At 37.2% G+C, this 24,553-nt stretch carries 23 protein-coding genes; 6 read left to right on the top strand and 17 right to left on the bottom strand.

Features of this window, described 5'->3' with window-relative positions; all coding sequences use genetic code 11:
- The first annotated feature begins 1 nt into the window (after position 1).
- Both ACTJJF_RS09850 and ACTJJF_RS09845 read left to right on the top strand, forming a co-directional pair.
- Positions 2-607 (top strand): fumarylacetoacetate hydrolase family protein, encoded by a 606-nt coding sequence (locus tag ACTJJF_RS09850; RefSeq protein ID WP_440699539.1) that lies wholly within the window; start codon positions 2-4, stop codon positions 605-607.
- Between the two features lie 59 nt (positions 608-666).
- Complete coding sequence (locus ACTJJF_RS09845) at positions 667-1,104, top strand: universal stress protein (RefSeq protein WP_312304514.1); 438 nt, start codon at positions 667-669, stop codon at positions 1,102-1,104.
- Positions 1,105-1,186: 82 nt separating this feature from the next.
- Here the strand turns inward: ACTJJF_RS09845 and ACTJJF_RS09840 are convergent, their stop codons facing one another.
- Positions 1,187-1,420, bottom strand: coding sequence for a DUF6341 family protein (locus tag ACTJJF_RS09840; protein WP_002976854.1), 234 nt, complete (start codon positions 1,418-1,420; stop codon positions 1,187-1,189).
- Between the two features lie 42 nt (positions 1,421-1,462).
- Between ACTJJF_RS09840 and ACTJJF_RS09835 the strand changes: the two genes are divergently transcribed.
- From ACTJJF_RS09835 to ACTJJF_RS09825, 3 genes are all read left to right on the top strand, one after another.
- A complete protein-coding gene (locus ACTJJF_RS09835; protein WP_312304516.1) occupies positions 1,463-2,368 on the top strand; it encodes a DUF6427 family protein in 906 nt (301 codons plus the stop codon).
- 6 nt (positions 2,369-2,374) lie between these two features.
- Positions 2,375-2,959, top strand: a complete 585-nt coding sequence (locus ACTJJF_RS09830; RefSeq protein ID WP_312304519.1) for a DUF3109 family protein — start codon at positions 2,375-2,377, stop codon at positions 2,957-2,959.
- 76 nt (positions 2,960-3,035) lie between these two features.
- A complete protein-coding gene (locus tag ACTJJF_RS09825; protein WP_440699538.1) occupies positions 3,036-4,331 on the top strand; it encodes a hypothetical protein in 1,296 nt (431 codons plus the stop codon).
- Between the two features lie 51 nt (positions 4,332-4,382).
- Here the strand turns inward: ACTJJF_RS09825 and ACTJJF_RS09820 are convergent, their stop codons facing one another.
- The 14 genes from ACTJJF_RS09820 to ACTJJF_RS09755 form a co-directional block, all read right to left on the bottom strand.
- Positions 4,383-7,241 carry a M16 family metallopeptidase gene (locus tag ACTJJF_RS09820; RefSeq protein ID WP_440699537.1) on the bottom strand — a complete coding sequence of 953 codons (2,859 nt, stop codon included), beginning with the start codon at positions 7,239-7,241 and terminating at the stop codon, positions 4,383-4,385.
- Positions 7,242-7,394: 153 nt separating this feature from the next.
- Positions 7,395-8,081 carry a hypothetical protein gene (locus tag ACTJJF_RS09815; protein ID WP_440699536.1) on the bottom strand — a complete coding sequence of 229 codons (687 nt, stop codon included), beginning with the start codon at positions 8,079-8,081 and terminating at the stop codon, positions 7,395-7,397.
- 212 nt (positions 8,082-8,293) lie between these two features.
- Complete coding sequence (locus ACTJJF_RS09810; protein WP_312304530.1) at positions 8,294-9,628, bottom strand: trigger factor; 1,335 nt, start codon at positions 9,626-9,628, stop codon at positions 8,294-8,296.
- A gap of 176 nt (positions 9,629-9,804) precedes the next feature.
- The gene (locus ACTJJF_RS09805; protein ID WP_440699535.1) at positions 9,805-10,359 is read right to left on the bottom strand and encodes a hypothetical protein; all 555 of its coding nucleotides are present in this window, start codon (positions 10,357-10,359) and stop codon (positions 9,805-9,807) included.
- A gap of 26 nt (positions 10,360-10,385) precedes the next feature.
- Complete coding sequence (locus ACTJJF_RS09800) at positions 10,386-12,773, bottom strand: TonB-dependent receptor (protein ID WP_440699534.1); 2,388 nt, start codon at positions 12,771-12,773, stop codon at positions 10,386-10,388.
- 278 nt (positions 12,774-13,051) lie between these two features.
- Entirely contained in the window at positions 13,052-13,408 is a 357-nt protein-coding gene (locus tag ACTJJF_RS09795) for a hypothetical protein (RefSeq protein WP_276163218.1), read from the bottom strand.
- A gap of 163 nt (positions 13,409-13,571) precedes the next feature.
- Positions 13,572-15,500 (bottom strand): ABC-F family ATP-binding cassette domain-containing protein, encoded by a 1,929-nt coding sequence (locus tag ACTJJF_RS09790; RefSeq protein ID WP_440699533.1) that lies wholly within the window; start codon positions 15,498-15,500, stop codon positions 13,572-13,574.
- A gap of 136 nt (positions 15,501-15,636) precedes the next feature.
- Positions 15,637-16,368 carry a hypothetical protein gene (locus ACTJJF_RS09785; RefSeq protein ID WP_440699532.1) on the bottom strand — a complete coding sequence of 244 codons (732 nt, stop codon included), beginning with the start codon at positions 16,366-16,368 and terminating at the stop codon, positions 15,637-15,639.
- A 240-nt stretch (positions 16,369-16,608) separates the two neighbouring features.
- A complete protein-coding gene (locus ACTJJF_RS09780; protein ID WP_440699531.1) occupies positions 16,609-17,958 on the bottom strand; it encodes a phospholipase effector Tle1 domain-containing protein in 1,350 nt (449 codons plus the stop codon).
- A gap of 148 nt (positions 17,959-18,106) precedes the next feature.
- Positions 18,107-18,784: a response regulator transcription factor gene (locus ACTJJF_RS09775; RefSeq protein WP_440699530.1), complete on the bottom strand. Its 678-nt coding sequence runs from the start codon at positions 18,782-18,784 to the stop codon at positions 18,107-18,109.
- Positions 18,753-19,472 carry a sensor histidine kinase gene (locus tag ACTJJF_RS09770; RefSeq protein WP_440699529.1) on the bottom strand — a complete coding sequence of 240 codons (720 nt, stop codon included), beginning with the start codon at positions 19,470-19,472 and terminating at the stop codon, positions 18,753-18,755. The genes ACTJJF_RS09775 and ACTJJF_RS09770 overlap by 32 nt, the downstream gene beginning before the upstream one ends.
- Before the next feature lie 62 nt (positions 19,473-19,534).
- Entirely contained in the window at positions 19,535-20,158 is a 624-nt protein-coding gene (locus ACTJJF_RS09765; RefSeq protein WP_440699528.1) for a hypothetical protein, read from the bottom strand.
- A 17-nt stretch (positions 20,159-20,175) separates the two neighbouring features.
- A complete protein-coding gene (locus tag ACTJJF_RS09760; protein ID WP_312298243.1) occupies positions 20,176-20,955 on the bottom strand; it encodes a hypothetical protein in 780 nt (259 codons plus the stop codon).
- Between the two features lie 65 nt (positions 20,956-21,020).
- Positions 21,021-21,641 carry a DUF5715 family protein gene (locus ACTJJF_RS09755; protein WP_312298245.1) on the bottom strand — a complete coding sequence of 207 codons (621 nt, stop codon included), beginning with the start codon at positions 21,639-21,641 and terminating at the stop codon, positions 21,021-21,023.
- Between the two features lie 219 nt (positions 21,642-21,860).
- Between ACTJJF_RS09755 and aqpZ the strand changes: the two genes are divergently transcribed.
- Positions 21,861-22,577, top strand: coding sequence for an aquaporin Z (gene aqpZ / locus ACTJJF_RS09750; protein ID WP_312298690.1), 717 nt, complete (start codon positions 21,861-21,863; stop codon positions 22,575-22,577).
- Positions 22,578-22,760: 183 nt separating this feature from the next.
- Here aqpZ and ACTJJF_RS09745 read toward each other — a convergent pair whose 3' ends face one another.
- Positions 22,761-23,306, bottom strand: coding sequence for a hypothetical protein (locus tag ACTJJF_RS09745; RefSeq protein ID WP_312298247.1), 546 nt, complete (start codon positions 23,304-23,306; stop codon positions 22,761-22,763).
- A 73-nt stretch (positions 23,307-23,379) separates the two neighbouring features.
- A complete protein-coding gene (locus ACTJJF_RS09740) occupies positions 23,380-24,372 on the bottom strand; it encodes a LuxE/PaaK family acyltransferase (RefSeq protein WP_440699527.1) in 993 nt (330 codons plus the stop codon).
- Positions 24,373-24,553 lie beyond the last annotated feature (181 nt).

Genomic DNA, 24,553 nt, shown 5'->3' with positions numbered 1-24,553 from the left:
TATGAAGATCATTTGCATAGGAAGAAATTATAGTGAGCACGCAAAAGAATTAGGAAACGAAGTTCCTGAGAACCCTGTTATTTTTATGAAACCTGATACAGCGGTTTTAAAGGGAAATGATTTTTATATTCCTGAGTTTTCAAATGACATCCACTATGAACTTGAGGTGGTGCTGAAAATTTCAAAAGGAGGAAAATATATACAGAAGGAAACGGCACATAAGCATTATGAAGAAATTGGCCTGGGAATAGATTTTACAGCAAGAGACCTTCAGACAGCGCTGAAATCAAAAGGACTGCCATGGGAACTGGCCAAAGGTTTTGACGGATCTGCCGTGGTAAGCAGCTTCTTTAAGAAAGAAAATTTCAGACTTGATAATCTCTCATTTTCCTTGTTAAAAAATAAAGAACAGGTTCAGAATGGCAATACGAAAGATATGTTGTTTCATTTTGACGATATCATTGCTTTTGCTTCCCAGTATTTTACATTAAGGGTAGGTGATCTTATTTTTACGGGTACCCCAAAAGGAGTTGGAAAGGTAGACGAAAATGATATTCTTGAGGCTTACCTTGAAGAAGAAAAAATCCTTGACATCCGAATATTATAAGTATTTAACATAAAAGTCTCGCAGATTTTTCCTATCTTTAGGATACAAAATGAAAGGTTATGATAAATATTGTATTACCCGTAGATTTTGGGGACAAGACGGACCAATTGGTGGACGGTGCCATAAAATTTGCAAAACAGCTTAACGGAAGAATTTACCTGATCCATGTAGCCCCTTCAGATATTGGCTTTGCCATTGGTGATATGGGATTTCAGTATTTTCCGGAAGTGGAAGCCAATGAAATCAGGGAAGAACTGGTTCAGCTTAATAAAATTGAGCAGAGGATCATTGCCCATGATATTGATTGTGAGCACCTTTTAAAACAGGGAATTGCCAAAGATATCATTCTTGAGTATGCTGCAGCAAAAAATGCAGACTATATTGTGATGGGCTCACACGGCAGAAGCGGAATTTATGATGTATTTGTAGGAAGCCTTACCAAAGGAATTACAAAAAGTTCTAAAATTCCTGTGCTTGTACTTCCCATCCACGACTAAACAAAGAAAATTTTAATCGTTAGTAATAAAAAAACCGATCAAATAAATTATTTGATCGGTTTTTTACTATATAACCAATTAATTAACCTTCTTTTTTGTAGATATTCGGATCATAGTAAGGATGCTTACCTTCCGTTGGAGAATAATAGTCTTTATCTTTGTCACCACCAAGGGTTACAACCAGTACATAGCACCAATAAGTGAATAGTACACAGCAAACTATAAACAGAATCCAGTTTAAAACATTACCGAAAGCATCAAAGAAACCGAAAGACCATTTGAAAACTTTGCTTAAGAATAGAAAGAAAGACGTCATTATTTTCCTTTTTTAAATTAACTTTGTACAAATTTATAAAAAATGTTTAAATTACTTTCAAAAGAAAGCAATATTTTTTCAATTCCTGTTTATATTGGTTTTCTTCTTTTAGTAGTCATAATATTTAACATACTGAATTTCAACACTTACGAAGCTATTATTGCCGGAATTACTTTTCTGGGAATTGCTTTGGGATATTTTTGTTTTCACAGTATTGCTCTTAATTATCAGACCCACCTGCCTTTATTTTTATATACCTTTTTTATTTTCGGATTATACCCGGGAAGTTTGGATATAGGAATAGCGGTTTCACTGCTTACCAACTCATTTTTGATCCTTCTTCTGACGAGTGCAGACGAGGATATCAGAAAAAAGTCCTATGTATTGGTAGGAGCCATTGTAGCGTTGAATTTTATCTTCCTTCCTACAACATGGCCTATGGCCGTTTTTGTGATCATTCACGTGATTGCTACTTCGGCGAGAATAACGCTGAATCTCTTCAGGTTCCTGCTGGGAATTGTCCTGATTTCACTCAGTTATTTCTCTGTCATGTATTTTGTACAGTTCACTTCATGGAATATCGATTATTTTCCTTTTGGAAAGATGAAGCCGGTAACGGATTATACCGATCTGTTTCCTTTGATTCCTGTAGTACTGATGCTGGTATATGCCGTATATGACCATTTTCAAAATTATAATAAGAAAAGCCCTATCAGCAGATATAAATATACTTTCCTGCTGGTATTTTCCCTGGCACAGCTTATTACGATCATTCTGTATATGAATATGAGCTATGAATATCTTTTGCTGCTGGCATTTCCTTCAAGCATTATTCTAAGCAGAATGTTGAGATTTTTACCGAAATACTGGATGCAGGAAGCCAGTTTATGGTTGATTATTATTAGTTTACTGACCTTTAAGGCAGGTACAGTTTTTGATTTATTTTAAAAAATTATGATTCAGATAGACGATAAATTGATTTCTGAGGAAATTTTTTCCGAAGAATTTGTTTGCAACCTTACGAAATGTAAAGGTGCATGTTGTGTGGAAGGTGACGTAGGGGCTCCTCTGGATAAGAGCGAGCTGGAAATATTGGACGGTATTTTTGACAAAATAAAACCTTACCTTACCCCGGAAGGTGTAAAAGCCCTTGAAGAACAGGGAACATGGACGACCGATCCACACGACGGAATGTATGTTACTCCTATGGTGGAGAACCGTGAATGCGCTTATGTAACGTTTGATGAAAAAGGAATTACCAAATGCGGTATTGAAAAAGCCTATGAAGATGGTGCCGTAGACTGGCAGAAACCTATCTCATGCCACCTCTACCCCATCCGTGTTACAGAATACTCAGCATTTACTGCATTGAATTATCATGAGTGGAATGTATGCAGTGACGCCTGTACTCTTGGAAAAGAACTTCAGGTTCCTGTTTATAAGTTCTTAAAAACTCCACTGATAAGGAAGTATGGTGAAGATTTCTATAACGTTCTGAGCGAAGCTGCAGATGAATGGAAAAAAGAATATGGTTCTTAACCTATAGGATTTTGAACTTTCAAGACAATAAACCGCATATATACAATGCGGTTTTTATTTTGGGTATATTTACCACATGAAAGAAGTATTATATTCAACGATAGCAGGGATAGCATTCACACTCATTATTGTGTTTTCCATGATTGGGGCTAATCTTTTTGCTAAAATTCTTCTTTTCTTTAAAAGAAAAAAGGTTGTCTTATCCGGTCAAAAAAAATTCTCCGGACCTTTGCATATATTTGATGAATCCATACAGTCGGAAGAGATCAAAGCTATCCTTCCTTCAGAGGTACTGAAAAAGTATTCTATTGTCTATGAGCATTCTTATAAAAGGTTTGAGGATTCTATTATTTTCAAATCTTCTAATGAAAAATGGGGAGCCCTGCAGTTTGATCCTTCAACAAAAAAATACCGGCTGATTGCTGAAGCTATTTATGATTCTACAGTTTTTTATCCGCAAAATCTGCTGTTTGAAGCAGTCTTTTTCAACAAATCTTTTTCCGGAAACACAACCCGTGTTTTTATTAATAATGAAGGCAGGATCATAAAAAAAATTACGAACTACGAGTATACCCGGTTTGATGTATTTGGGAACCTGATCACTTTCAAAAATCATAAATACGGTTTGCTTAATCAGCATTTTGAAGAGCAAATTCCTTGTAAATACTGGAGATTAACCGGTATAAAAAAAGATCTCTTTATTGTAACGGATAATGTAAAACAACAGTATTTACTCATTAATGAAAAAGAAGAAATATTGTATACAACTTCATTTCCCGGAAAAATTTTTGAAAGTGTCTGTAAAGAAAAACTAATCGTTCAGGAGAAAAACCTGTATTATTTATTCGATATCATTACCTATGAGAAAACTCAACTAAAATATGATCTCATATACCCGATCAGCAGGTTGTATGATTTCACGAAATGGCCGGTTACCCGATACGTTACGGTTACTCACCTTATTGATACTTCAGAAGACTATGATGAGTATGCAATAGAGCCCGATACTCTCATGACAAGGCAGGGAAAGTATGGAATAATCTATGGTGACGGTGAAGTCTGCATTCCGAATGTCTATGATAAGATGATTCAGATTCATGATGATCATTTTAAAGTGGCTTTGGGAGAATTCTCTTTTGAGATTGATGATGAAAAAGAAGAAATCATCTCAACGGGAGGGAAATGGGGTGTTGTGAACATTAAAAATGAGATTATTGTTCCTATTCAATACACCAATATTTATTTTCACAAATATCCTTTAGGCTATACAGCATATGAAGGGGGTATTTCAATAGGTTATCATGATTTCAATGAAGGGATCTATTGGGGAGTAAAAGACAGTAAGGCTGTTGAATTTGATTTTAAAGAATAAAAAAACCGCAGACTGATCTGCGGTTCTTTGTTATTGTAAATAGTGAAAAGTTTATTGTTTCACAGCAGCAGCTCCTTTAACTTCTGCTTTAGAATCTGCTTTTTTAGCATTTTCCCAACCGTCTTCCGGCATCAGCATAGCAACAATACGTCCTTTCGTCAGATATTTTTTAGCTACGTCCTGCAGATCTTTTACCGTAAGGGCTTTTACTTTATCCTGATAGTTCAGAATATCATATTTATCGCTTCCGTCCAATTGGTTTCTGGCGATACCACTCATCCAGAACATATTATCTTTAAGGTCCGTTTTGTTGTCATTGTATTCTGCTTCTTTATACTTATCAAGATCTTTTTGCTCAGGACCATTATCAATCAGTTTCTGAAGCTCTGCGACAGCACTTTTTGTAAGCTTTTCTGCATTTTCAGGACCACAAGGGAAGCTGATGCTGAAATTATAAGAACTGTAAGGAATTTTGTTCATTCCTCCTCTTGCTCCACCACCGTAGATACCGCTTTCATCTTCTCTGAGTTTTTCAATCACTTTGATGGTAGCCACTTCTCCGAGAGCAGATAATGCAAGTGCTTCTTTTTCGTTATAAGGAGCTTCTCCGGCATAAGAAATAGTTACCATACTCTTAGGATCTTTACCTTTCTTATACACCTTGGTATAATCTCCCGTCATCTGTCTGTATCCTGTGTCTTTGAAAGTAGCTGTTTTTCCTGATGAAGGAAGACTTGCAATATATTGTAATACCTGATCTTTAAATTTCGCTTCATCAATATTTCCTACAAAATAGAAATGGAAGTTTCCTGCATTGGCAAATTTCTCTTTATAAATGTCATATGCTTTTTTATAATCCGTATTTGCCCAATCTTTTTCCATCGGGAATAAGCCGATAAATCTAGGGTTCTTCTGGTTCATGAATTTTGCATGCTCATTAGAAAAGTAAGCCTGTGGATTAGACAACAGGTTGTTCAGCATTGCCGATTGTTTTTCCTTGAAAGCATTGAATGACGCCGGATTGTAATTCAGGTCTGTAAAGTAGGCATACATAAGCTCCATAGCTGTGCCCAGATCTTTCTGATTGGTTTTTCCTGAAATTCCTTCAAAATATGGCCCCACAGAAGGGTTTACATTGACCTGCTTACCTGCAAGATAATTGGTAAGATCAGCTTTGGAAACCCCTGCAACACCGGCTTCCGTTAATGCACTGAAAGCAAACTGTGTTTTATTGAAATCGGCATCAGGAATAATAGAATTTCCTCCTAAGCTTCTCGCTGTAAATACAATTTCATCATCTTTGAAATCTGTTTTCTTGAATGTTACTTTAGCACCGTTGTTGAGCGTCCAGGTTGTTGTTCCCAGCTTTGCATCATTTTCTGTTTTAGCAATTTTCCCTTCGGATTTGAAAGGTTTCACTAAATTTTTGATGGCAGCTTTTTCTTCGTAAGGTTTAAGATCAGCCATTTTCACAGCGTCAAACGTATTCACAACCATCGCTTCCGTTGGCATAGAAACATTATCTTTCTTAGGTCCTGTGATAACAATCACCCTGCTGTCATCTTTTACCATTTTTTTGATCACCTCATTGGTTTGGGCAAGGGTAACGGTTGGTAAGAAAGATTTAGCATCTTCATATTCCCAGGTAATTCCCGGGATTGGCTCCTGTTCCAGGAAGTTTCTTACATATTCGTCTACCAGCATATCACTTTCCGTCTTATCTCTGTTGTTGTAAGATCTTTCAAGATTAGAAAGGGTCTGTGCTTTTGCTCTGTCAAGTTCAGATTGGGTAAAGCCGAATCTTTTTGCTCTTTCCACTTCTTCCAGTAAAACTTTCAGTGCACTCAGCTGGTTCCCCTCTTTTACCATGGCAAATCCCTGGAAAGCTTCTTTGCTTCTTGCATAAGTTCCTCCGTGGTATACAGATCCGAAAGTAAAAGGAGGATTTGTTGAATTGATCAGCTCTTTCAGCCTGTTATTTAACATTGCTGTTGAAAGACTTTCTATCATGCTCTGATTATATTGCTCTATCGTCACATCCGGCTTATAGGCTTCAGCATCTTTCATGATAAACTGTACCATAGAGCTTGTAGCGTCAGGATCCGTTTCAATTGCTACCAGAGTTTCCTTATGGTTCGGAAGATCGAAGGATTTTCTTTCTCTTGGTTTGGATGGATTTTTATATTTGCTGAAGTTGTCTTTAATTTTCTTCTCAACTTCATCCACATTGATATCTCCTACTACTACAATCGCCATAAGATCCGGTCTGTACCAGTCCTGATGGAATTTTCTGATCACATCCGGCTTGAAGTTTTCCAGAACTTCTTTTTTACCGATCGGAAGTCTGTCTGCGTATTGGGATTTGTATAATAGTTTCGGAAGGTATTTATCCATCATTCTCTTATCCGGGCCAAGACCTAACCGCAGCTCTTCCAGAACTACTCCTCTTTCTTTATTGATCTGCTCGTCAGAAAGGGTAGCATTGAAGGCCCAGTCTTCCATTACTTTAAGCCCGGCATCCAGATTTCCCGGTTTATCCAAAGGAACAGGAAGCATGTAAACAGTTTCGTCAAAGCTTGTGTAGGCATTTAGGTGTTGCCCGAACTTGACACCGATAGACTGCAGAAAGTCTACTAATTTATTATCTGGAAAATTTTTGGTTCCGTTGAAATTCATGTGCTCCATAAAGTGAGCCAATCCTCTTTGGTTATCATCTTCGAGAATAGACCCGGCATTGATGGCCAGACGGAAATCGACTTTCTTCTCAGGTAATGTGTTTTTTTTGATATAGTACTTCATTCCGTTGGAAAGAGTACCTATTCTTACAGAAGCATCCACCGGGATATTCTGCCCAAAGGCATTTGAAGACATCAGAAAGATGACCGCAAATGAAGACAAGACTTTTTTCATGTTATTATATTTTTTTTACCCGCTAAAAGTATCAATTATTCACAAGCTGAAGAAATCATAAAATACATATTATAGTTAAATTTGAGTTAAAATTATTTATATACTAAAAAAACCGGGACAACCCCGGTTTTAATATCATTAAATAAACATTTTTTATTTAAAATCTGCATCCGTTACTCCGGAATTGATCACAACTTTAGTGGTTTTGATGTTCATTTTCTGGCCGCCTCCTTCTGCATCTACATCTGAAGCAAACTGCAATCCGTCTACCGTCATATAGCTTTTAATGGTTGCGCTTCCTTCTCCTGCTATGGTTTTATAAAGAAGTCCGGTTTTTGTATCAAAATAGAATTTTCCTTTATCAGAAGTCAGGACATTGTAATTTTTTCCGTCAAGTTTTTCAACGGTTGCAGCCTGAAAACTAGAAGGATCAAATGCCAGTGCATCTACAGGTTTTCCTTTTTTAAGTTCAGCAATTTTGTCTGCAGGAATTTCCTGTTTAGTTCCCATCTGATCAAAGTATCCTTTCTCACCGTCAAATAGCTGGATCATTTCTTTACCCATCAGTGACTGTACAGATTTAAATTTATTTCCTAATTTCTTAGTGGTTGATTTAATTTCCATTCCCTGTACAGTGATCGTGTTATCCATGACAACAGATTTTACAGCATCCAGTTTATCTTTTCCCCCTGAAGCCTTGAAATAATTATCAATAACTTCTTTAGGAGTAATCTTTGCAGTTGCAGCTTCTGTTTTAGCAGCTGCAGTTCCTTTTTTCTGGGCAGCAGCCGGTACTGAGAACAATACAGCGCAGAAAAACGGTATGATGATCTTTTTCATATATATAATAAGTTTAAAGGGTAAATATAGGAATATAATTATATATGATGAATGAGAAATAATAACAGATGAATGACAGGTCTATTTACAGGAAAAATCAGGTTGTATTTATTAACACTTTTTTAGATAATGAGCTGTTTCTAAAGGATGAGCTGAACATAAAAAAACCGCCAAAAAATTGACGGTTTTCAAATATTTATATCGGTGTATAATTATTTTTTAAGCTCTTCTAAAAATTCGTCGTGAGAAATTTTAGTTTCTTTTTTGCTTGCTTTTTCAAGAATTACATCTTTCAATTTAGCCATAGCAACTTCAGAAGAGATTTGTCTTACCTGCTCCTGATCTTTCAACATTTCAACAGCATATTTCTGGATCTCCTCATCTCCTAAGTGGTGGATTCCGTAGATTGCCAATTGATTTTTCACCAACTGCTCAGCCTGTGCTAAAACGTCAGCATAGTCAAGGTTGATTTCGTTATCAGTCATCAATTTACCTTCGATGATCTGGTATCTCAACTGGTTTTTCTCAGCTTCAAGGATTTCTTTAGCCTGCTCTTCAGACTGGATGTTCTGGTTAGAGAACATTAACCATTTTACTAAGAAAGTTTCAGGAAGTGCTACTTCTTCTTTTTCAGTAACCTGCTCCAATACTTTATTCACAAAGTGAACGTCAGCATTCTGCTGGAAATACTCGTCTAATTCAGTTTTTACTTTTTCTTTAAGCTCTTCTTCAGACTTGATGTTTCCTTCTCCGTATACTTTGTCGAATAACTCCTGGTTAAGCTCAGCTAAGTTTAATGAATAGAAGTCTTTTACTTTTACTTCAATTTCATTGTGGTGCAGGTGCTCCACTTCTTCCTTGCTGAATCCTAATTCTTTAGCTAATTCTTCATCACCTGCAAGAGTTTCTTTCGTTACTTTTACAGATCCGTCCATCTTAAGACCTTTTACCAATTTGAAAGCTTCTTTGTTTTCAGCTGTAATGGTAATATTCTTTGGATGGTGGTGGTGCTCACCTTCAGCATCTTCTTCTACAACCTGAGAAACCTCTAAAGCAATGTAAGAATCTTTAGTGATTTTATCCTGAGGAACCTGCTCAGCAAAACGCTTCTGCATGTTTTCAATGCTCTTTCCGATTTCTTTGTCAGAAGCTTCTACTTTATAGTGAGGCGCTTCATATTTAGCTAAGTCTATAGTGAATGCAGGCTCATATCCTACTTCGAAAGCAACTTCCAGCTGATCAGCATTGTAATCGAATTCGTTTACTGGCTGAGGAATAGGCTGACCAACTAATCTTAACTTGTTTTCGTTAACATAGTTGTTCAAAGCATCAGAAACCTGTCTGTTGATTTCTTCAAATGCAATACCTGCTTCATATTGTTTTTTAACCATACTCAAAGGCACTTTCCCTTTTCTGAATCCAGGAACTTGCGCATTTTTAGCATAATTAATCAATTGCTTCTCTACTTTTTCTTTGTAGTCAGATTTTTCCAATGTCACTGTAAGCAATGCACTTACATCATCATGGTTTTGTGCGGTAACCTTCATTATTGATTAAAATTTTAGGTTGCAAAAATATGAATTTTTTATGAGAATCACTCATTTAAAATCAACTTATAAAGCCAAATATTGTTAAATAAAAAAACCACTGACATAATCAGTGGTCTCCCAAATTAATATAATGATATGAAGTACTCTTTTTCAGAGTAGTCTGTTTGAATCTATTAATGAAAATCTATAAAGATATCTACATCACTTTCCCCTCCTACAGTGCTTCCAAGCTGATTATCTGCTGAAGGCGAGTTATCATTTACGGAAGTAGGCCCGTGTACCAGGGTGATATTGGCTTTCCCTGCTGCGGCTGTACTTACTGTCCATTCTGTTTTTAACCCAAGCTTTTTACCATCAGTTCTCACGATATCATCGGCAGCTCTTTTTACTCTGATATCTGCTCCTGAGAATTTATAGGTAACAAAGTGCATATCTTTTTCTTCTATAATTTCCTCGGCACTGTGATAATGATCGTCATGTTTGATCTGAAAATCTACATCTACCGCATAGGCTGCCCCCTGGGTCAGATGAAGATGATCCGCAGTCTGTCCGTTGATCACATTTACGGTCTGCTTTTCACCATTTGCTTTATTGGTTACCGTCACTACAACTTTACCAATTTCTTCGTGCTCATGGATATCCTCAGGAATATCATCGTTTCCGTTACGGCAGGAAAATAATAAAACAGCGGCAAATAATAAAAGTGATATGTTGAATAATTTTTTCATTGTAATTAAATTTTAAATAATAATTGTTAGAAGTTGTATTTAAGAGTTACCACGAAATTTCTTCCCGGCTCAGGCATATAATATCTCAGTCTGTTAAGATACTCCTTGTACTCTTTGTTAAAAATATTGTTGATTCTGAAATTCAGATTCATGTTTTTGAATAGATCTGCACCAATAGATGCGTGAAATATGGAAAATCCGGCAGGAGGAGTACTGTAATCAATTGTCTTGGTTACCAGCTGCCCGCTTTCATCAATAAACTGCACTGACTGGTCTCTCACAGGGAAACGGTTTTGTTTAAATCCGTTTTCGTTTTCCAGTCTGATGTAGAAATTGGAAGGTCTGATCAGCTTCAGCTCCACTGAGTTTCTAAGACTCATAGGCATCATCAGGATAAGAGGTTCATTATTCGTCAGATCATCTCCTCTCAATGCACTGAAACCGGTTGTCCATTTCAGGTTATCCAGAATATTCAGCTGTGCATCAGCATCAATCCCGTACATTCTGGCTTTCACCTGCTGATAAGCCCACACTGCAAAAGTTCCTCTGCTTGTAGTCTGGATTTCCACCGGTACCTGATTGATAAAACTGTCAGAGAATATGACATACGGATTGGCTTCCAGCTGAAGTCCTTTCAGAACATCGAAATGCCCTGTCAGTGAAAGATTCGCATTATAAACTTCTTCTTTTTTGATTCTCAGATCTCCTTTTTCAATAATCGCAGCAGAATGGTGAAGCCCGTCTGCAAACAATTCCGCAGGGTTCGGCGTTCTGCTCATTCTTGAAAAATTAAATTTAATATCAAAATCTTTAGAAGGCCTATAATCGAATCCAACGTTTGCCGAAAAATTATGATAATCAAACACAGGGCGGGATAAAACCCTGCTTCCGCTCTGTCTGATATAGAATTCCGGGAAAACATCAGCATATTTGTCATTCCATTCTTTGGCATCATAATATTTATAGGAATCATATCTGCTGAAATCATACCTCGCTCCTGCTTCTACATTGAAAGCTGAACTGAAACGGTATTTAAAGACAGAAAAAGCTCCTGCATCATAACGGTAATAATCAGGAATCAGACGTCTGACTTCTGTGGCCGGGTTAGGATAATTATCCTGAAACCCTGCAGAAATTCCGCTCTCCAGACTCCATTTCGAACGCTCTATAAGATGGGTAAGGCTTGCCGAGTGGGTGATCAGCCTTAAATCCATAGATGGAGTATCTTTCAATTCTCCTTTTCTGATGTCATATTCCTTACGTCTGTTTAACTGAAAACTATACTGGAAAGTAATTTTACCAAAATCGGCAAAGCGTTTATAAGCAGAAATTTTTGCAATATGATGTTCTACATTCTGTTTCGGATATCCGATGGTATAATTGAAGTCATCAAGGAAATAGGGCTGTCCTAAGGTCATTGCCTTATAGATATCATACCCGTTCCCCAGGTGTGCTCCTCGGTAAATTCCAAAATCCTGATTGATTCCACTGTAGGAAACATCAAACCCCTGCATAAAACCATGGTTTCCGAATGAAAAATTGAAAGAATTAATCTCTGCTCCGGTATTCTGAAGGGTATGATGAGGAATATAAATATCACCCAGCTTTTTATAGCTGCCTCCTGTCTTTACAAACCAGTCGTTCCCCCAGGATTTAAGGGCATTCGCTGAAAGCTCACCACCTCTTCCGTTGGAAATTCCTGAAAGTTTGATATTTCCCATCAGCGTATCCTTCTTTGGAGGCAGTGCAGGCTCCAGAAGAACAACCCCTGCTACTCCATCATTTCCATATTTCAATGCAGATGCCCCTTTGATGACATCGATATGTTCGAAATCATTCACATCCACATTGGGAGCATGCTCTGCCCCCCATTCCTGCTCTGCCATCTTCACCCCATTATTCATAATAGAAATACGGCTTCCATAAAGACCATGAATAACAGGCTTTGTAATATTATTTCCTGTCTTCAGCACTGCAACTCCTGAAATTTTAGAAAGAATATTTCCAAGGTTCTCCGTGGAATTTCTATCAATTTCAGCTTTATCCAGTGTCTTCATAGTCACGGAACCTTTATTTTTATGGCTTCCGTGCAGTGTAATGGTTTCTATGTCACCGCTATGATGCTCTAAAATGATGGTCATGTGAAGATCCTGATCAACCCCTATATTTTCAGTATAATCATTGCAATCAGGATGTCTGGCAATGAGTGTATACTTCCCTGCAGGGATTTTATCAAAGGAAAATTTACCTTTTTTATCTGTTTTTGCCGTAAACCCTCCGATTTTCACGACTGCGTTTTCCAACATGGTTTTATCGTGGAAATCCTGAACGGTTCCTTGTACAGTATACGTTTTCTGTGCACTCGTAAATACCGATCCGCAAAAGATCAGCAGCAGGCAATATATCAATTTCATTGTAAGTAGATTGATTGCGCACCCTTTTTATCAGGGTACATTTTTTCGTTAAAATTTGTTGGATGGGTTTAAATTCATTGCATGATGCAGATCATGCACAATATAAATCTCATAATGAACAGCCTTGGAAGTCACGTACGAAAAGCAGGTAAATGAGAATTTTTGATTAATAACTCATATACGAACTACAGCTGTTTTTTACAACAACTTTAAATAGTAAACTTTGAACATTAATGAGGCTCTGAGATACAGAGCTGTAAACCCAATAAGAATATTGATTAAGAAAGTGCGGGTGGTCCCCGAAGCTGAAAAGTGAATTTGGTCTGAGACCAGATTTTCTCCTGAATGGCGATGATCTGCTTTACTTCCTGAGTATAATGCTCAAAAGTAAAACTGAATTCTTCAGGAGCTAATGTATGTCCGGTAGCCAAAAAGTGGCATGCCAGACAGTCGCCGGCTTTCTCTTTAGCAGCGGCTTTCGTCATTGTATTCTCGGTTTTTTTAAGGTTGAATCCCTTAAAAGTTTCCACAGAATCATGATGGTGAAAGCTCTGAGAAAGCAGGGCGAGAAAATATACTCCAAACAATAGCTTGGAGATAAAACTCTTGAGGTTTCTGCTTTCTTTAAAAATCATAGGCCAAAATTATGAAAATATTTTAATTGAAAGGCTAAACTTTCATTAAATTACTTTATGATTGTAGATAATACGTCGGAATACTCAATCGTTATGTTACAAAAAAGCTTCATAAATTATGATTTATGAAGCTTTTGTGATTTATATTGCCGAATATTTCAGTTTAGTCAAGCTGGGTTCCAAGGTATTCCCATTCCTGTAAAGCATTATCCAGCTCTTCTTTCGCTTTATTATATTTTTCCAGCGTTTCATCAGAAGGGTTTTCTCTGGTAAAAGAGGCTTCCATTTCTTCTACTTTCGTTTCAAGTTCGGAAATCTTTTCTTCTACTTTTTTAATTTTGTTCTGAATATTCTTCTGTTCTTTGCTGATGATATTAGAAGTCTGGCTGCTGCTTACAACAGGTTTTTCTTCTTTTTTAGGTTCTGCTTTCACTTCTTCGTTGTGAAGTTTTGCTTTTTCAGCAGAGATCTCTCTGATGGTTTCTTTTTGTCTGTATTCAAGATATTCGTTGATGTCCCCTAGGAATTCTTTCATTTTCCCGTCACGGAACTCATAGATCTTATCACAAAGTCCCTGAAGAAATTCCCTGTCGTGAGAGATCACAATCAATGTTCCTTCAAAATTCTGTAATGCCAGCTTGATAATTTCCTTAGACTGAATATCAAGGTGGTTGGTAGGTTCGTCCATGATCAGTGTGTTGAAAGGACGAAGCAATAGTTTACAAAGTGCCAGACGGTTTCTTTCTCCTCCGGAAAGTACTTTTGTCTTTTTGGAAACGGCATCTCCCTGGAACAGGAAAGATCCCAGTAAGTCTCTTACTCTTGGTCTGGTTTCTTCTGTTGCAGCATCTTCCGCTTCTTCCAGCACCGTTTTATTAGGAGTAAGCACTTCTTCCTGATTCTGGGCAAAATATCCGATATTGACGTTGTGCCCGAGATTCCAGGTTCCTGAATAGTCTTTAATATCTCCGGCAAGAATTTTTGCCAGCGTTGTTTTACCCTGTCCGTTCTGTCCCAGCAATGCAATTCTGTCTCCTCTCTGAACGATAAAGTCTACATCATCAAAGATCTGCTTATTTCCATAAGCTTTCCCCAGATTTTCTGCTTCAAAGATCACTTTACCCGGTACCATAGACTGTACGAAACGGATGTTGAATTTGGAAACGTCCTCGTTATCCACTTCAATGCGCTCAATTTTATCCAGTTTTTTGATCAGTGACTGGGCAAAAGATGCTTTGGTAGCACTGGCACGGAACTTATTGATGTTGTCTTCCATCTGCTTGATCTCCGCATCCTGATTCTTTTTTGCCTGAATCAGTTTTTCACGGCGATCTTCCCTCATGATCAGATATTTGGAATAATTCGCTTTATAGTCGTCAACTTTTTTGTTATTGATATCAAAGGTTCTGTTACAAACCGCTGTCATGAACTGCTTATCGTGACTTACCAGAACGATGGCTCCCGGGTAGTCTTTCAGGAAGTTCTCCAGCCAGATGATAGATTCCATATCAAGGTGGTTGGTAGGCTCATCGAGAAGCATGATATCATTCTTCTGAAGAAGCAGCTTTGCCAATTCAATCCTCATTCTCCATCCTCCTGAAAATTCATCGGTGATTTTCTGAAAATCGTCTGCTTTAAATCCTAAACCGAACAATACTTTCTCCATATCTCCTTCAAGGTTGTAGGCATCATGGTTCATCAGAAGGTCGTTCAGCTCGGTCATTTTATTGATCAGATCCGTATAGGAATCGCTTTCATAATCGGTTCTTGTTGCCATCTGATGATTCACCTCTTCAAGCTCATTTTTCCATGCATTGATCTGCTCGAAAGCCTGCATGGTTTCATTCCAGACGGTTCTTCCTTTTACAAAGTCAAGATCCTGTTTCAGGAATCCAATAGTAACGCTTCCTTCTGTAATGACATCTCCTTCATAGAAGTTAATTTCTCCTGACAGCATTTTCAATAAAGTGGATTTCCCCGCTCCATTTTTACCTACCAGACCTACTTTATCATCCTTTTTGATGGTAAAATTTACATTTTGAAATAAATAATTTCCTGAATGATGTAATCCTAAACTTTGAACCGAAAGCATTTTTTTAATTAGTTATTAATAATGAGTATGAATTTTCGGCTGCAAAAATACGGAAAAAGAAATGAATACTCCAGAAATAAAAAAGCTGACCGAAACGGACAGCTTATGTAGCGACTGAATTTACAGTAAAAAATATTTATGAAATATTGAGAAGCTGTACCAATGATGCCCCTGAAGCCACAGGATCTACAGGTATTGTTCCAGGGACGTTTTGAATGCCATAATTTTCCGGAATCATTTCCAAATCATATCTCATATTCTGAGCGCTGAATGTAAAACTGCATCCGGGCCCAGTCATATTACCGGCCACTGTTCCCGAGGTCATATTGTTTTGAGATGCCAGTAAAACTATTTTTTCATTAGGCTTCATGCTTACAGATTCTTGTGGTGCACATATAAATGCACAGAAGGGCAAAAATTTTCCATTTACTTTTGCTGCAAGTCCTATGGTAACGGGTGGAGTACCTGCAGGTCTGTTATTTATGACATTAATCACGCCTTCCGGAGCACCTGAATTTCTATGAAATGTACCATCCGGATTGAATGTTAAGCCTGTCCCTAAAGGAGTTTCATCCGATATTGCCTGCATTAGAATTCTCGTATTGACATTAATATTTGTCTGATTAAAAACATATACTTTGTATTTGGGTTCATAGTCAATTTCCAATTCACCAAATATCTCGACATAAGATACAGAAAACCAGGTAGGAACTCCTGAAGAGACCTGATTAGGCCCTGTGGCTCCTTTATATGCCGTCAACTTATAATTATTGGCCTGCAGATACTGCAGGATTGCTTTTTGTTCAGCTGATGTAAAATCAAAGTTCATTGAAAATATTTCAATTTTTTGCATGAGTGTCTTTTCCATTGTTTTAATCTTTGGTGCTCCTACTCTTTTTAATATTGGGCTTTTCAGAATCCGCCGTTGTTCATATCGTATTTTGAATAAACAAGTCAAAGTAACGGGAAATAAAATCTGAAAACTACAGTATAAAATACCAAATATGCAATATAGTAGTTCTACGCAACCGGTAAAGTTGTCTTTAATAAAAAAAGAGGACACCTCTAAGATGCCCTCTAACCTAAATTTAAAACTCAAGTGCTTGCACTATTTATTCATTTCATTGAATCCTGCCTTTGCAGGAGTTTTTACAATGGATCGTATCCATATATCATTGTTCGGAACACTGGTTCCGTAGAGAAAGTCTGTTACAAAGTTATCCTCAGGCAGATGAAGCTCAGCAGAAAGCCTGATGTGGCTATTCTGATCTGAAGTACTGCTGGAAACATTCAAGCCGTTATTGATAAACTCAGCATTGACTTCCCATTCTGTTTTTTGCTCTGAACTATCATTATACAAACCAAAATTTACTGAAATATGGGTATAATCTGCCAGCCAGCTGAAATCATATACAGGTTTTCTGTCTGCCGAAAGGTCTTTCACATATTCATTCAGTTTTGCGGAAAAACGGTTTAATAAAATATGTCTGTTGTAATCTGTTCCAAAATAGATATCAGTATCTGTGCTAAAAACAGAAGCAACCTTATGAGTTTCTTCCATCATAAGTTTTCCATATACTTTTGACAGATCACTGTATACTTTATCCCGGCATACATAGGCCTGTGAAAAAATTCCTCTTTTCTCAATCTGATAGCCGGAAAGTAATGCATTCCAGATCTTATTTCCTTCTGTGTCTGTTTTTGCATTTCTGATATCGGAAATATAATCATGTAAATCATCTATATTGACGAAATCTGTAGAAATATAAACAGACTGCGGCCCTTCCAGATACCCTCCGCCTATATCTGCATGGGCGCCGGGAACAAAAATTTCTTTCCAGACTGATGAACAGGTTTCTGACTTCTGATCCCTCATTGTTTTTGAATCGTCAAAAAAACCGGTAAGTGGAAAAAAGAACCTGCATTCGTTTATGGCACAGATATGAAGGGCATTTTCTATAAGGACAGGTAAACTTAGATCATATTGATTAAAAGGTTTCGACTCCACCGTATCGAAAGCTCCTAAAAATTTAATCTTACAGTTTTTAAAAGGATAACAGGATAAAAGCTGATGGCAAAAAGTCCTCGCCAGCATTCCTCCTCTTCCGAATCCGTAAATATAAAAATGATATTCCTTATCTTCCTCTGTAAGTATATTCTGTACAAAATCATCTGCTTTCTGAAGCTTATCATCAGCAGAATATCCTGATCCATAAGGCGGGTTGGCACATGTTGCCATGGCAAAATTACTGTCTTCGCTTCCCGTTACGGTTCCTATTCCCTCGATGTATATTTTATTATTCCCTTTGAATAAACTGTAGAGTTTATAAATATTGGTAAAGGCTCCGAAATAACTTTCATTATTATTCAACGGCTTATCTGGGGAAAGGGCATTTACTCCATTATTTCCTGTACCATCAAAGAAAATCCCGACGGAAATCACTCTGTTATCATTCATGTTTTTGTTTTGTTATGTTACAGATCTGATCTGCATATTGTTTCATCCAACATCTCCAAAAGAGACATTTCAAAATAACAGAAGAAAAATAATTTAATATAGAGTAAAAAGTACCAAATTAAAAATTCCGTATTTCTACGGAATCATATTATATTTTTTCAAGGGAATAGATATTGTGAACAATTGCATAAATAACGATTCCTACCGTATTTCTGGCACCGATCTTCTCAAGAATCCTCTGTCTGTGGCTTTCTACTGTTCTGGGACTGATGAAGAGCTTTTCTCCGATTTCATTGTTGGTAAATTCCTGACAGATCAGTTTTACCACATCTTTTTCTCTTTCAGACAATTCATCTTCTGTTTCAAAAAGGGAATTTTTCTTGGCCGTACTGTTCATATAGCTGAACAGCATCTGATGATCTTCAGCGGTAAAGTATACTCCGTTTTTATCCACCATCGTGATGGCATCGATAAATGTTTTTTTATTGGAGTTTTTAGGAAGGAATGCTGAAACGCCCAGCTTAACCATATACCCCAGAATGGAAGTTTTGTAATGGGAAGACAGAATGATAATTTTAAGTTCGGGATATTTTTCTTTGAGAATCTCCACCAGTTCAAAACCATTCATAGGCTTCATCTGAACATCCACAAGCGCAATATCAGGAAATTCTTTTTCTGAAAGCCGGCCTAAATTTTCTATAAAATCAGGCCCGTTATCTGCGGTAAGGCAGACGGATATATTCTTTTCATTAGACAGCAGCATTTTCACCCCTTCAAGGATCAGCTGTTCATCATCAATCAGGGCTATTTTGATTTGGGAACTCATGATGTTTTGGAATTTTAATAATTAGACGACTTCCTGTATGTAAAAAAGTTTTTTTCCATTTATGGGTAGCATTCATTGATTTGATCCGGGATTCAATATTTTTGATCCCCATTCCTTTTTTCACCTGCTCATAATCGAACCCTTGTCCGTTATCTGAAATAACAACCGCCAAATTTTCAGGATAATCTTTAAGGTAGATCCAAAGATCCGTTGCTGTTGAATGCCTGATGACATTGGTTGTAAACTCCTGAATAATCCTGTACAGCTGCACTTCCACAAAGAGATCTTTCTTTTGATATCCGGGCATTACCTGCAGGGAAATATTGATTTTGTGGGCAAGATTGGTAATCAGTTCCTCTACATACAGCACCAGCCCTACGGACTCCAGATTTACTGGATACAATGAATGGGAAATACTTCTGGCAGCATCAATCAGGGAAGACATCTGATTGTAAATATTATTTTTGATCAGCTCATCTCCCTGTGTATCGAGATTATTAAGCCAAAGAGATAAAATATTGAGGCGGTTTCCGATGTCATCATGGATCATGACCGCTATTTTTTTCCGCTCTTCTTCCTGAGCTTTAATGTTTTCCAGTACCAACTTTTTCTGATGAAGAACTTCCGCTTCATGCTGAACATTCTTTTCTTTGATAATCCTGGTTATAAAAGCTCTGTACGCAAGCAAAATAAAGGATACTATAATTGCTATGGTAACAATTATAAGGATCAGCAGGTTGATATTTAATGTTACTTCTTTAATCTGATAAAGGTATATAAAAATGAACAGTATAAAATGCCTGAAAGAATATTATTGGCGCTGAAAAGCGTGTAATAATCGTTTTCTGACAGATTGGCAATCTGATGCTGAATGATAAAAATAAATACTGAAACGGAATAATAGAAAAAGATGCAGGCATCTACCAAAAGAAACCGGCCCTGAACAGAAGCATTCTTTATTTCACGGATCAGCACATATCCGGAAAGGCAGATGATAATGATATTGGAGATCACTTTTACAACATCAGCATTAGGCGGCCAGTTGAAACCATATTTCAGGATCATAAATCCGGCTGCAGCTACCGCTACCAATCCCCGGATATAAGCGGGCCAGTCTAATTTTCTGATGAATAAACCGGTCAGCAGGAAAAATTCTCCGGCAATATAAACCGGATAAAGAAATGAAGTATCATTGAGCCTGAAAATATAAGGCAACACAAAGTTGATCAGTTCAATAGAAAAAAGAAAAGCAATACAATGAAAATACTGCTTTTCTTTATGATCTAACAGGCGATATTTAGCTGCTCCCAGCACTATAACTGATAGAAGCAGTCCGTAGTTCAGGAATAAAATTGCTTTATAGAGATCAGCCATTCCTTAATCTATCATTTTTAAAATTCGTTTCCTACCCCATCATCAGGAAGACGGCAGATAGGCGGACACGGTTTTGCCCAGTCATAAGTATTTGAAATTGTCTGAGCACCTCCTGTATTCTCAAGATTTTCATGGAAAGAGATAAAGATCAGCGTGGCAAGCATCTTTCCATAGATGTCATTATATTTTAATCCGAAAGAGCATACAATATCCGTTAATCCTTCATCTGAAAGGCAAAGATCTGCAGTAGGAACATAGAATTTTCTAAAAATTCCGGATCCTTTTTCAATTCCGCATTCTCTGTAAAACCAATCCATTCCTTCAAGCCTCCATTTATCAATGGCTTCCAATGCTTTGTCCTGCTCAAGAATAGGTTTGTCCGATACAGGGAAAGCCATATCTGCATCCCTTCCCATCGGCTCAAGGTTTTTGGAAAGAACAGCATTTTTAACAATAGTGTATTCTTTGATTTCCTGAAGCATCACATCTCTGGTAAGCTCAGAAAGGAAAGCAATCGGGTATTCTCCGGCTTCAATTCTTTTTCCAGAATCATCCATCGGATAGAGAATCAGAATAAGCTGGTCTTTGTATACTCCTACTCCGGCACAGAATTCAGGAGATTTACCTCCGATGTTTCTCATCCATTCAAGGCTGTCTTTAGAAAGATTAAAAACGTAATTGGTAACAACTCTTTTTTTTATTTCAGAAAAAGAAGATCGGCACTCTGTCCAATTTTGCATTGCGGATCTGCATTCTTCGGAAGAAAGCATTGAATTTTGAATGTCTACTATTATCATATAAGCATGGTTTTTAGTCGTATAAAAATATATAAACTAAACATGCTGTGCAAGTATGATTTTAATTAATAATTTCTCACTGTAATATGATAACAGCTCTGTTGCTTCTCTTTTATGTAATAAATTCGCCCGGCATTTGCATAATACTTTAAAACTTTCTCCAGCGCTATTTCCATTTTCGGATTGTACTTAAGAACGTTATTGAACCTGATGTATGAGATATCAAAAGAATTTCCGTAGTTGTGGGAACTGATCCCCAGTGAAGCGTTAGAATTCACTCTTCTCAGCCTGCACTGGTCTTCAAGAGTTCTTGTAATGGATGAAACGGTAAATGTACCTCCTTTGGTATCTTTGCTGAATTTAGCTGCCATCTTCTCCAGGGTTGTCTTTCCTTTTGAAACCATATATGCCCTGCTGTAATCAAGCCGCTGTACCTGATAACCTTTTCCTGTTTTTTTTATTTTATGAAACTTCCCTTTGCTGATGTATTTCTGTACTGTTTTGGAATCTTTCAGCAGCTGTATTCCGAAACCTTTTGAGGCATCAAGATGGGATTTGTAAAGCGGCGTTGGCTCCACTTTCAAAACAGTAGTGAGATCATAGCACGGAAAAGCTTTTTTTGCCGCCTGTGAATAATGTAAACTATAAATAAAAGGTACGAAGACCGCACAAAGAAACTTTCTCATTAACCATCCTTATTAAATTCCCAATGAAAGATAAACCATTTATTCTAATTTAAAAACAGCTCATAATCTCATCTGATTACAACCCAAACAAACATTAAACCAAATTGTTGAATTTATAATTTTTTGTTCTCTCATTTTTGAAATATTTTTTCAGTTTTAACTTTTTACTTTAAGATATAAACTTTACATTTGAGTTACATTTTAAAAATAAACAATATGATAAAAAAACTTTTTGCTGAATTTTTCGGCACATTTTGGCTTGTTTTCGGAGGTTGCGGAAGTGCTGTTTTTGCAGCCGGTGTTCCAGATATCGGCATCGGACTTTTAGGAGTTGCTTTGGCTTTTGGTCTTACTGTTCTTACCATGGCGTATGCGGTAGGACATATTTCCGGGGGACATTTCAATCCGGCAGTTTCTTTCGGACTTTTGGCCGGAGGAAGGTTTTCTGCAAAAGATCTTATCCCTTACATTGTAGCACAATGTCTTGGGGCTATTGTGGCAGCAGGATGTCTTTACACGATCCTAAACGGTGCCGGAGCCGTAGACTTCTCCCAACCGGGGGCTTTTGCCACTAACTTCTATGGCGAAGCAGTTTATAACGGAAAAGCATTCAGTATGGGAGCAGCATTCCTGGCTGAGTTTTTATTAACAGCATTTTTCCTTATTGTGATTATGGGAGCAACAGACAGATGGGCCAATGGTAAGTTTGCCGGAATTGCTATCGGTCTTGCCCTTACCCTGATTCACCTAATCTCTATTCCTATCACCAATACTTCCGTAAACCCTGCAAGATCTCTTTCTCAGGCTGTTTTCACAGGCGGGCTTGCCATGTCACAGCTTTGGCTGTTTTGGGTAGCTCCAATCCTGGGAGGAATTGTAGGAGGACTTATTTATAAGTTTTTACTTCAGAGAGATGCTGATGAAATCGTAGATTAATTTTAAAAATCATCTATACACAAAATCCTGTCAGCTGACAGGATTTTTTTTATTTAAGGATTATTTTTCAAAACGCAGAGTTTAAATAAAATAACGTCTCATTTTAGCTAAGCAAAGAAAGGCGATTTTGCCGCTGACGAAGCCTTATGAATATATTGTTTAGAAAAATTAATGAAACTAATTTTATTTTAATTTCTTGATATCAAAAGGATTTTTGAAAATAAGCTCTTCATGTTTTCCTTTGATCTCCATTTTGCGCTGAAGCAGGTTAAGTGCCATTTTCCTGATAAAAAGGTCTTTATCATTCAGTTTCCAGTAGGAATCTTCGTGAAGTTTTTTCGGCGGGCGGATCAGATAAAATTCGGTTTCCCAGGTATCCGCATTATGATAGAATTCAATAATTCCGCAATGGTCAGGAATGAGTACTGCGTCTACCATCCCCATTGGTAAAAGGAAGCTAAATGCATTGCAAACATAATCTCCACAGGAAATTTTATCATGCTTCAGAAACTTTTCACCGGTATCTTTATTGAGGTATGATTTTTTGAAATCGTTTTTAAAATCACTTTTCGAAAGTTTGATCTCAATTTCGTGGCTTGATCCATCCGAATCAACAATAAGGATATCCGCCTCCCAGTCTGCCTGGAAATAATTGGTCAAAACGAGCTCTTTTTCAAAATCGCAATGGGTATGAATATATGCGTGGACAAGTTCTTCTATCTTGATCATGAGTTGAATATATTAATAATGAAGGCAAAAGATAAAGAGATAAGTGACTTCAAATTCCTCAACACCCTGGTTCTTAGCTCACCAAAAGGCTACAGCCACGGATATCTGAATGATCTATTCGTCCTAATACCTGAAATTTGTCTCCCAGTATTTTACCCAGATCCTGAGTGGCAATAAAAGAGCAGGAATGGGTATTGGCAAGATCAATAATATTAATAGCTCCGGTTCGCCCCTCTTTTTCATAGGCTAACGGATCTTCTGCATTCCGGACCATGATTCTCATCCAGTTCGGGCATTCATATTCATTGTTTCCAAGGGAATAAGCCTGTGATAGCAACTCTGTCATAGAATATTCCGAATAGATCTTATCTGTCTGAAAGCCGTCCTGCAAAATTTTCAGCAGCTCATCTTTCGTCATTTCTTCTTTACGGCCTTTCATTCCTCCGGTTTCAATTACTACTAAATTTTCAAGGGAATTCAGAGGTTCTCCGCCTCGTTCAGAATGACAATAGTCCAGGAAATCCAGCAGGGCAAAAGAAACCCCAAAAAGAATAACTTTCCTGTCTTTTAACTGGTTTAAGAGACCAAACAGGTCTGCGTGATTATAAAGGAAATAGCCGTTTTCCGGTTTATCTGATTTCTTCATCAGGTAATCTACCATATGGATCAGAGAAGAATTCTGTCTTTCAAGGTAACTGGGCAGAAGTCCGAGGAAAACAAAGTCTTCCGGCTTTCCTATGAATTGTTCAAAACTTTTATAAATGCTATCTTCATACAGTTCCGGATCAGCAATAAAATGTTTCGAAAGATTCATCTGCGTTGTTCCTGAACTTTGAAAGAACAGGTCTGCGGTTACATTTTTGTCCAGGATCTGATGATTTTTAAACATTTCTATGGGCAAAAAAGGTATTTTATCTAACCGGCTGACCTCATTCGGATTCACTTTCAGAAAGTCAACAAACTTCCTGTATATCTCAACATTTTCATACTGATAACGAAATGTTGCCAATGCTGCATTCAGGAAGTCTTCCTCTGTCTGTATGTTGAATATATTTTTAAGTTTCATATCTTTTTTAATCCTTCTACCCGCTGATTATAAAGCTAATATAAGGATGAAACAATTTTATTTAATAATTTTTTAATACTAAGATCTTACTTTGGTAAACTTATTGCAAGTTCTACTATGGAATATGGATTAAAAACAAGAATGGATTTCGGTCCATTATAAAGATTACCTTTCTCAGGGT

This window comes from Chryseobacterium sp. 22458 (assembly GCF_052044975.1).
Taxonomy (GTDB): Bacteria; Bacteroidota; Bacteroidia; order Flavobacteriales; family Weeksellaceae; genus Chryseobacterium.
This window is presented reverse-complemented; position numbering and strand designations above follow the sequence as displayed.

Coding starts and splice junctions, on each gene's coding strand:
- ACTJJF_RS09845 (WP_312304514.1), top strand. CDS start 667: ATGATAAATATTGTATTACCCGTAGATTTTGGGGACAAGACGGACCAA.
- ACTJJF_RS09820 (WP_440699537.1), bottom strand. CDS start 7,241: ATGAAAAAAGTCTTGTCTTCATTTGCGGTCATCTTTCTGATGTCTTCA.
- ACTJJF_RS09775 (WP_440699530.1), bottom strand. CDS start 18,784: ATGAGTTCCCAAATCAAAATAGCCCTGATTGATGATGAACAGCTGATC.
- ACTJJF_RS09740 (WP_440699527.1), bottom strand. CDS start 24,372: ATGAAACTTAAAAATATATTCAACATACAGACAGAGGAAGACTTCCTG.
- ACTJJF_RS09745 (WP_312298247.1), bottom strand. CDS start 23,306: ATGATCAAGATAGAAGAACTTGTCCACGCATATATTCATACCCATTGC.
- ACTJJF_RS09850 (WP_440699539.1), top strand. CDS start 2: ATGAAGATCATTTGCATAGGAAGAAATTATAGTGAGCACGCAAAAGAA.
- ACTJJF_RS09785 (WP_440699532.1), bottom strand. CDS start 16,368: ATGGAAAAGACACTCATGCAAAAAATTGAAATATTTTCAATGAACTTT.
- ACTJJF_RS09765 (WP_440699528.1), bottom strand. CDS start 20,158: ATGGCTGATCTCTATAAAGCAATTTTATTCCTGAACTACGGACTGCTT.
- ACTJJF_RS09780 (WP_440699531.1), bottom strand. CDS start 17,958: ATGAATGATAACAGAGTGATTTCCGTCGGGATTTTCTTTGATGGTACA.
- ACTJJF_RS09810 (WP_312304530.1), bottom strand. CDS start 9,628: ATGAAGGTTACCGCACAAAACCATGATGATGTAAGTGCATTGCTTACA.
- ACTJJF_RS09790 (WP_440699533.1), bottom strand. CDS start 15,500: ATGCTTTCGGTTCAAAGTTTAGGATTACATCATTCAGGAAATTATTTA.
- ACTJJF_RS09755 (WP_312298245.1), bottom strand. CDS start 21,641: ATGAGAAAGTTTCTTTGTGCGGTCTTCGTACCTTTTATTTATAGTTTA.
- ACTJJF_RS09830 (WP_312304519.1), top strand. CDS start 2,375: ATGATTCAGATAGACGATAAATTGATTTCTGAGGAAATTTTTTCCGAA.
- ACTJJF_RS09795 (WP_276163218.1), bottom strand. CDS start 13,408: ATGATTTTTAAAGAAAGCAGAAACCTCAAGAGTTTTATCTCCAAGCTA.
- ACTJJF_RS09800 (WP_440699534.1), bottom strand. CDS start 12,773: ATGAAATTGATATATTGCCTGCTGCTGATCTTTTGCGGATCGGTATTT.
- ACTJJF_RS09835 (WP_312304516.1), top strand. CDS start 1,463: ATGTTTAAATTACTTTCAAAAGAAAGCAATATTTTTTCAATTCCTGTT.
- ACTJJF_RS09815 (WP_440699536.1), bottom strand. CDS start 8,081: ATGAAAAAGATCATCATACCGTTTTTCTGCGCTGTATTGTTCTCAGTA.
- ACTJJF_RS09840 (WP_002976854.1), bottom strand. CDS start 1,420: ATGACGTCTTTCTTTCTATTCTTAAGCAAAGTTTTCAAATGGTCTTTC.
- ACTJJF_RS09825 (WP_440699538.1), top strand. CDS start 3,036: ATGAAAGAAGTATTATATTCAACGATAGCAGGGATAGCATTCACACTC.
- ACTJJF_RS09760 (WP_312298243.1), bottom strand. CDS start 20,955: ATGATAATAGTAGACATTCAAAATTCAATGCTTTCTTCCGAAGAATGC.
- ACTJJF_RS09805 (WP_440699535.1), bottom strand. CDS start 10,359: ATGAAAAAATTATTCAACATATCACTTTTATTATTTGCCGCTGTTTTA.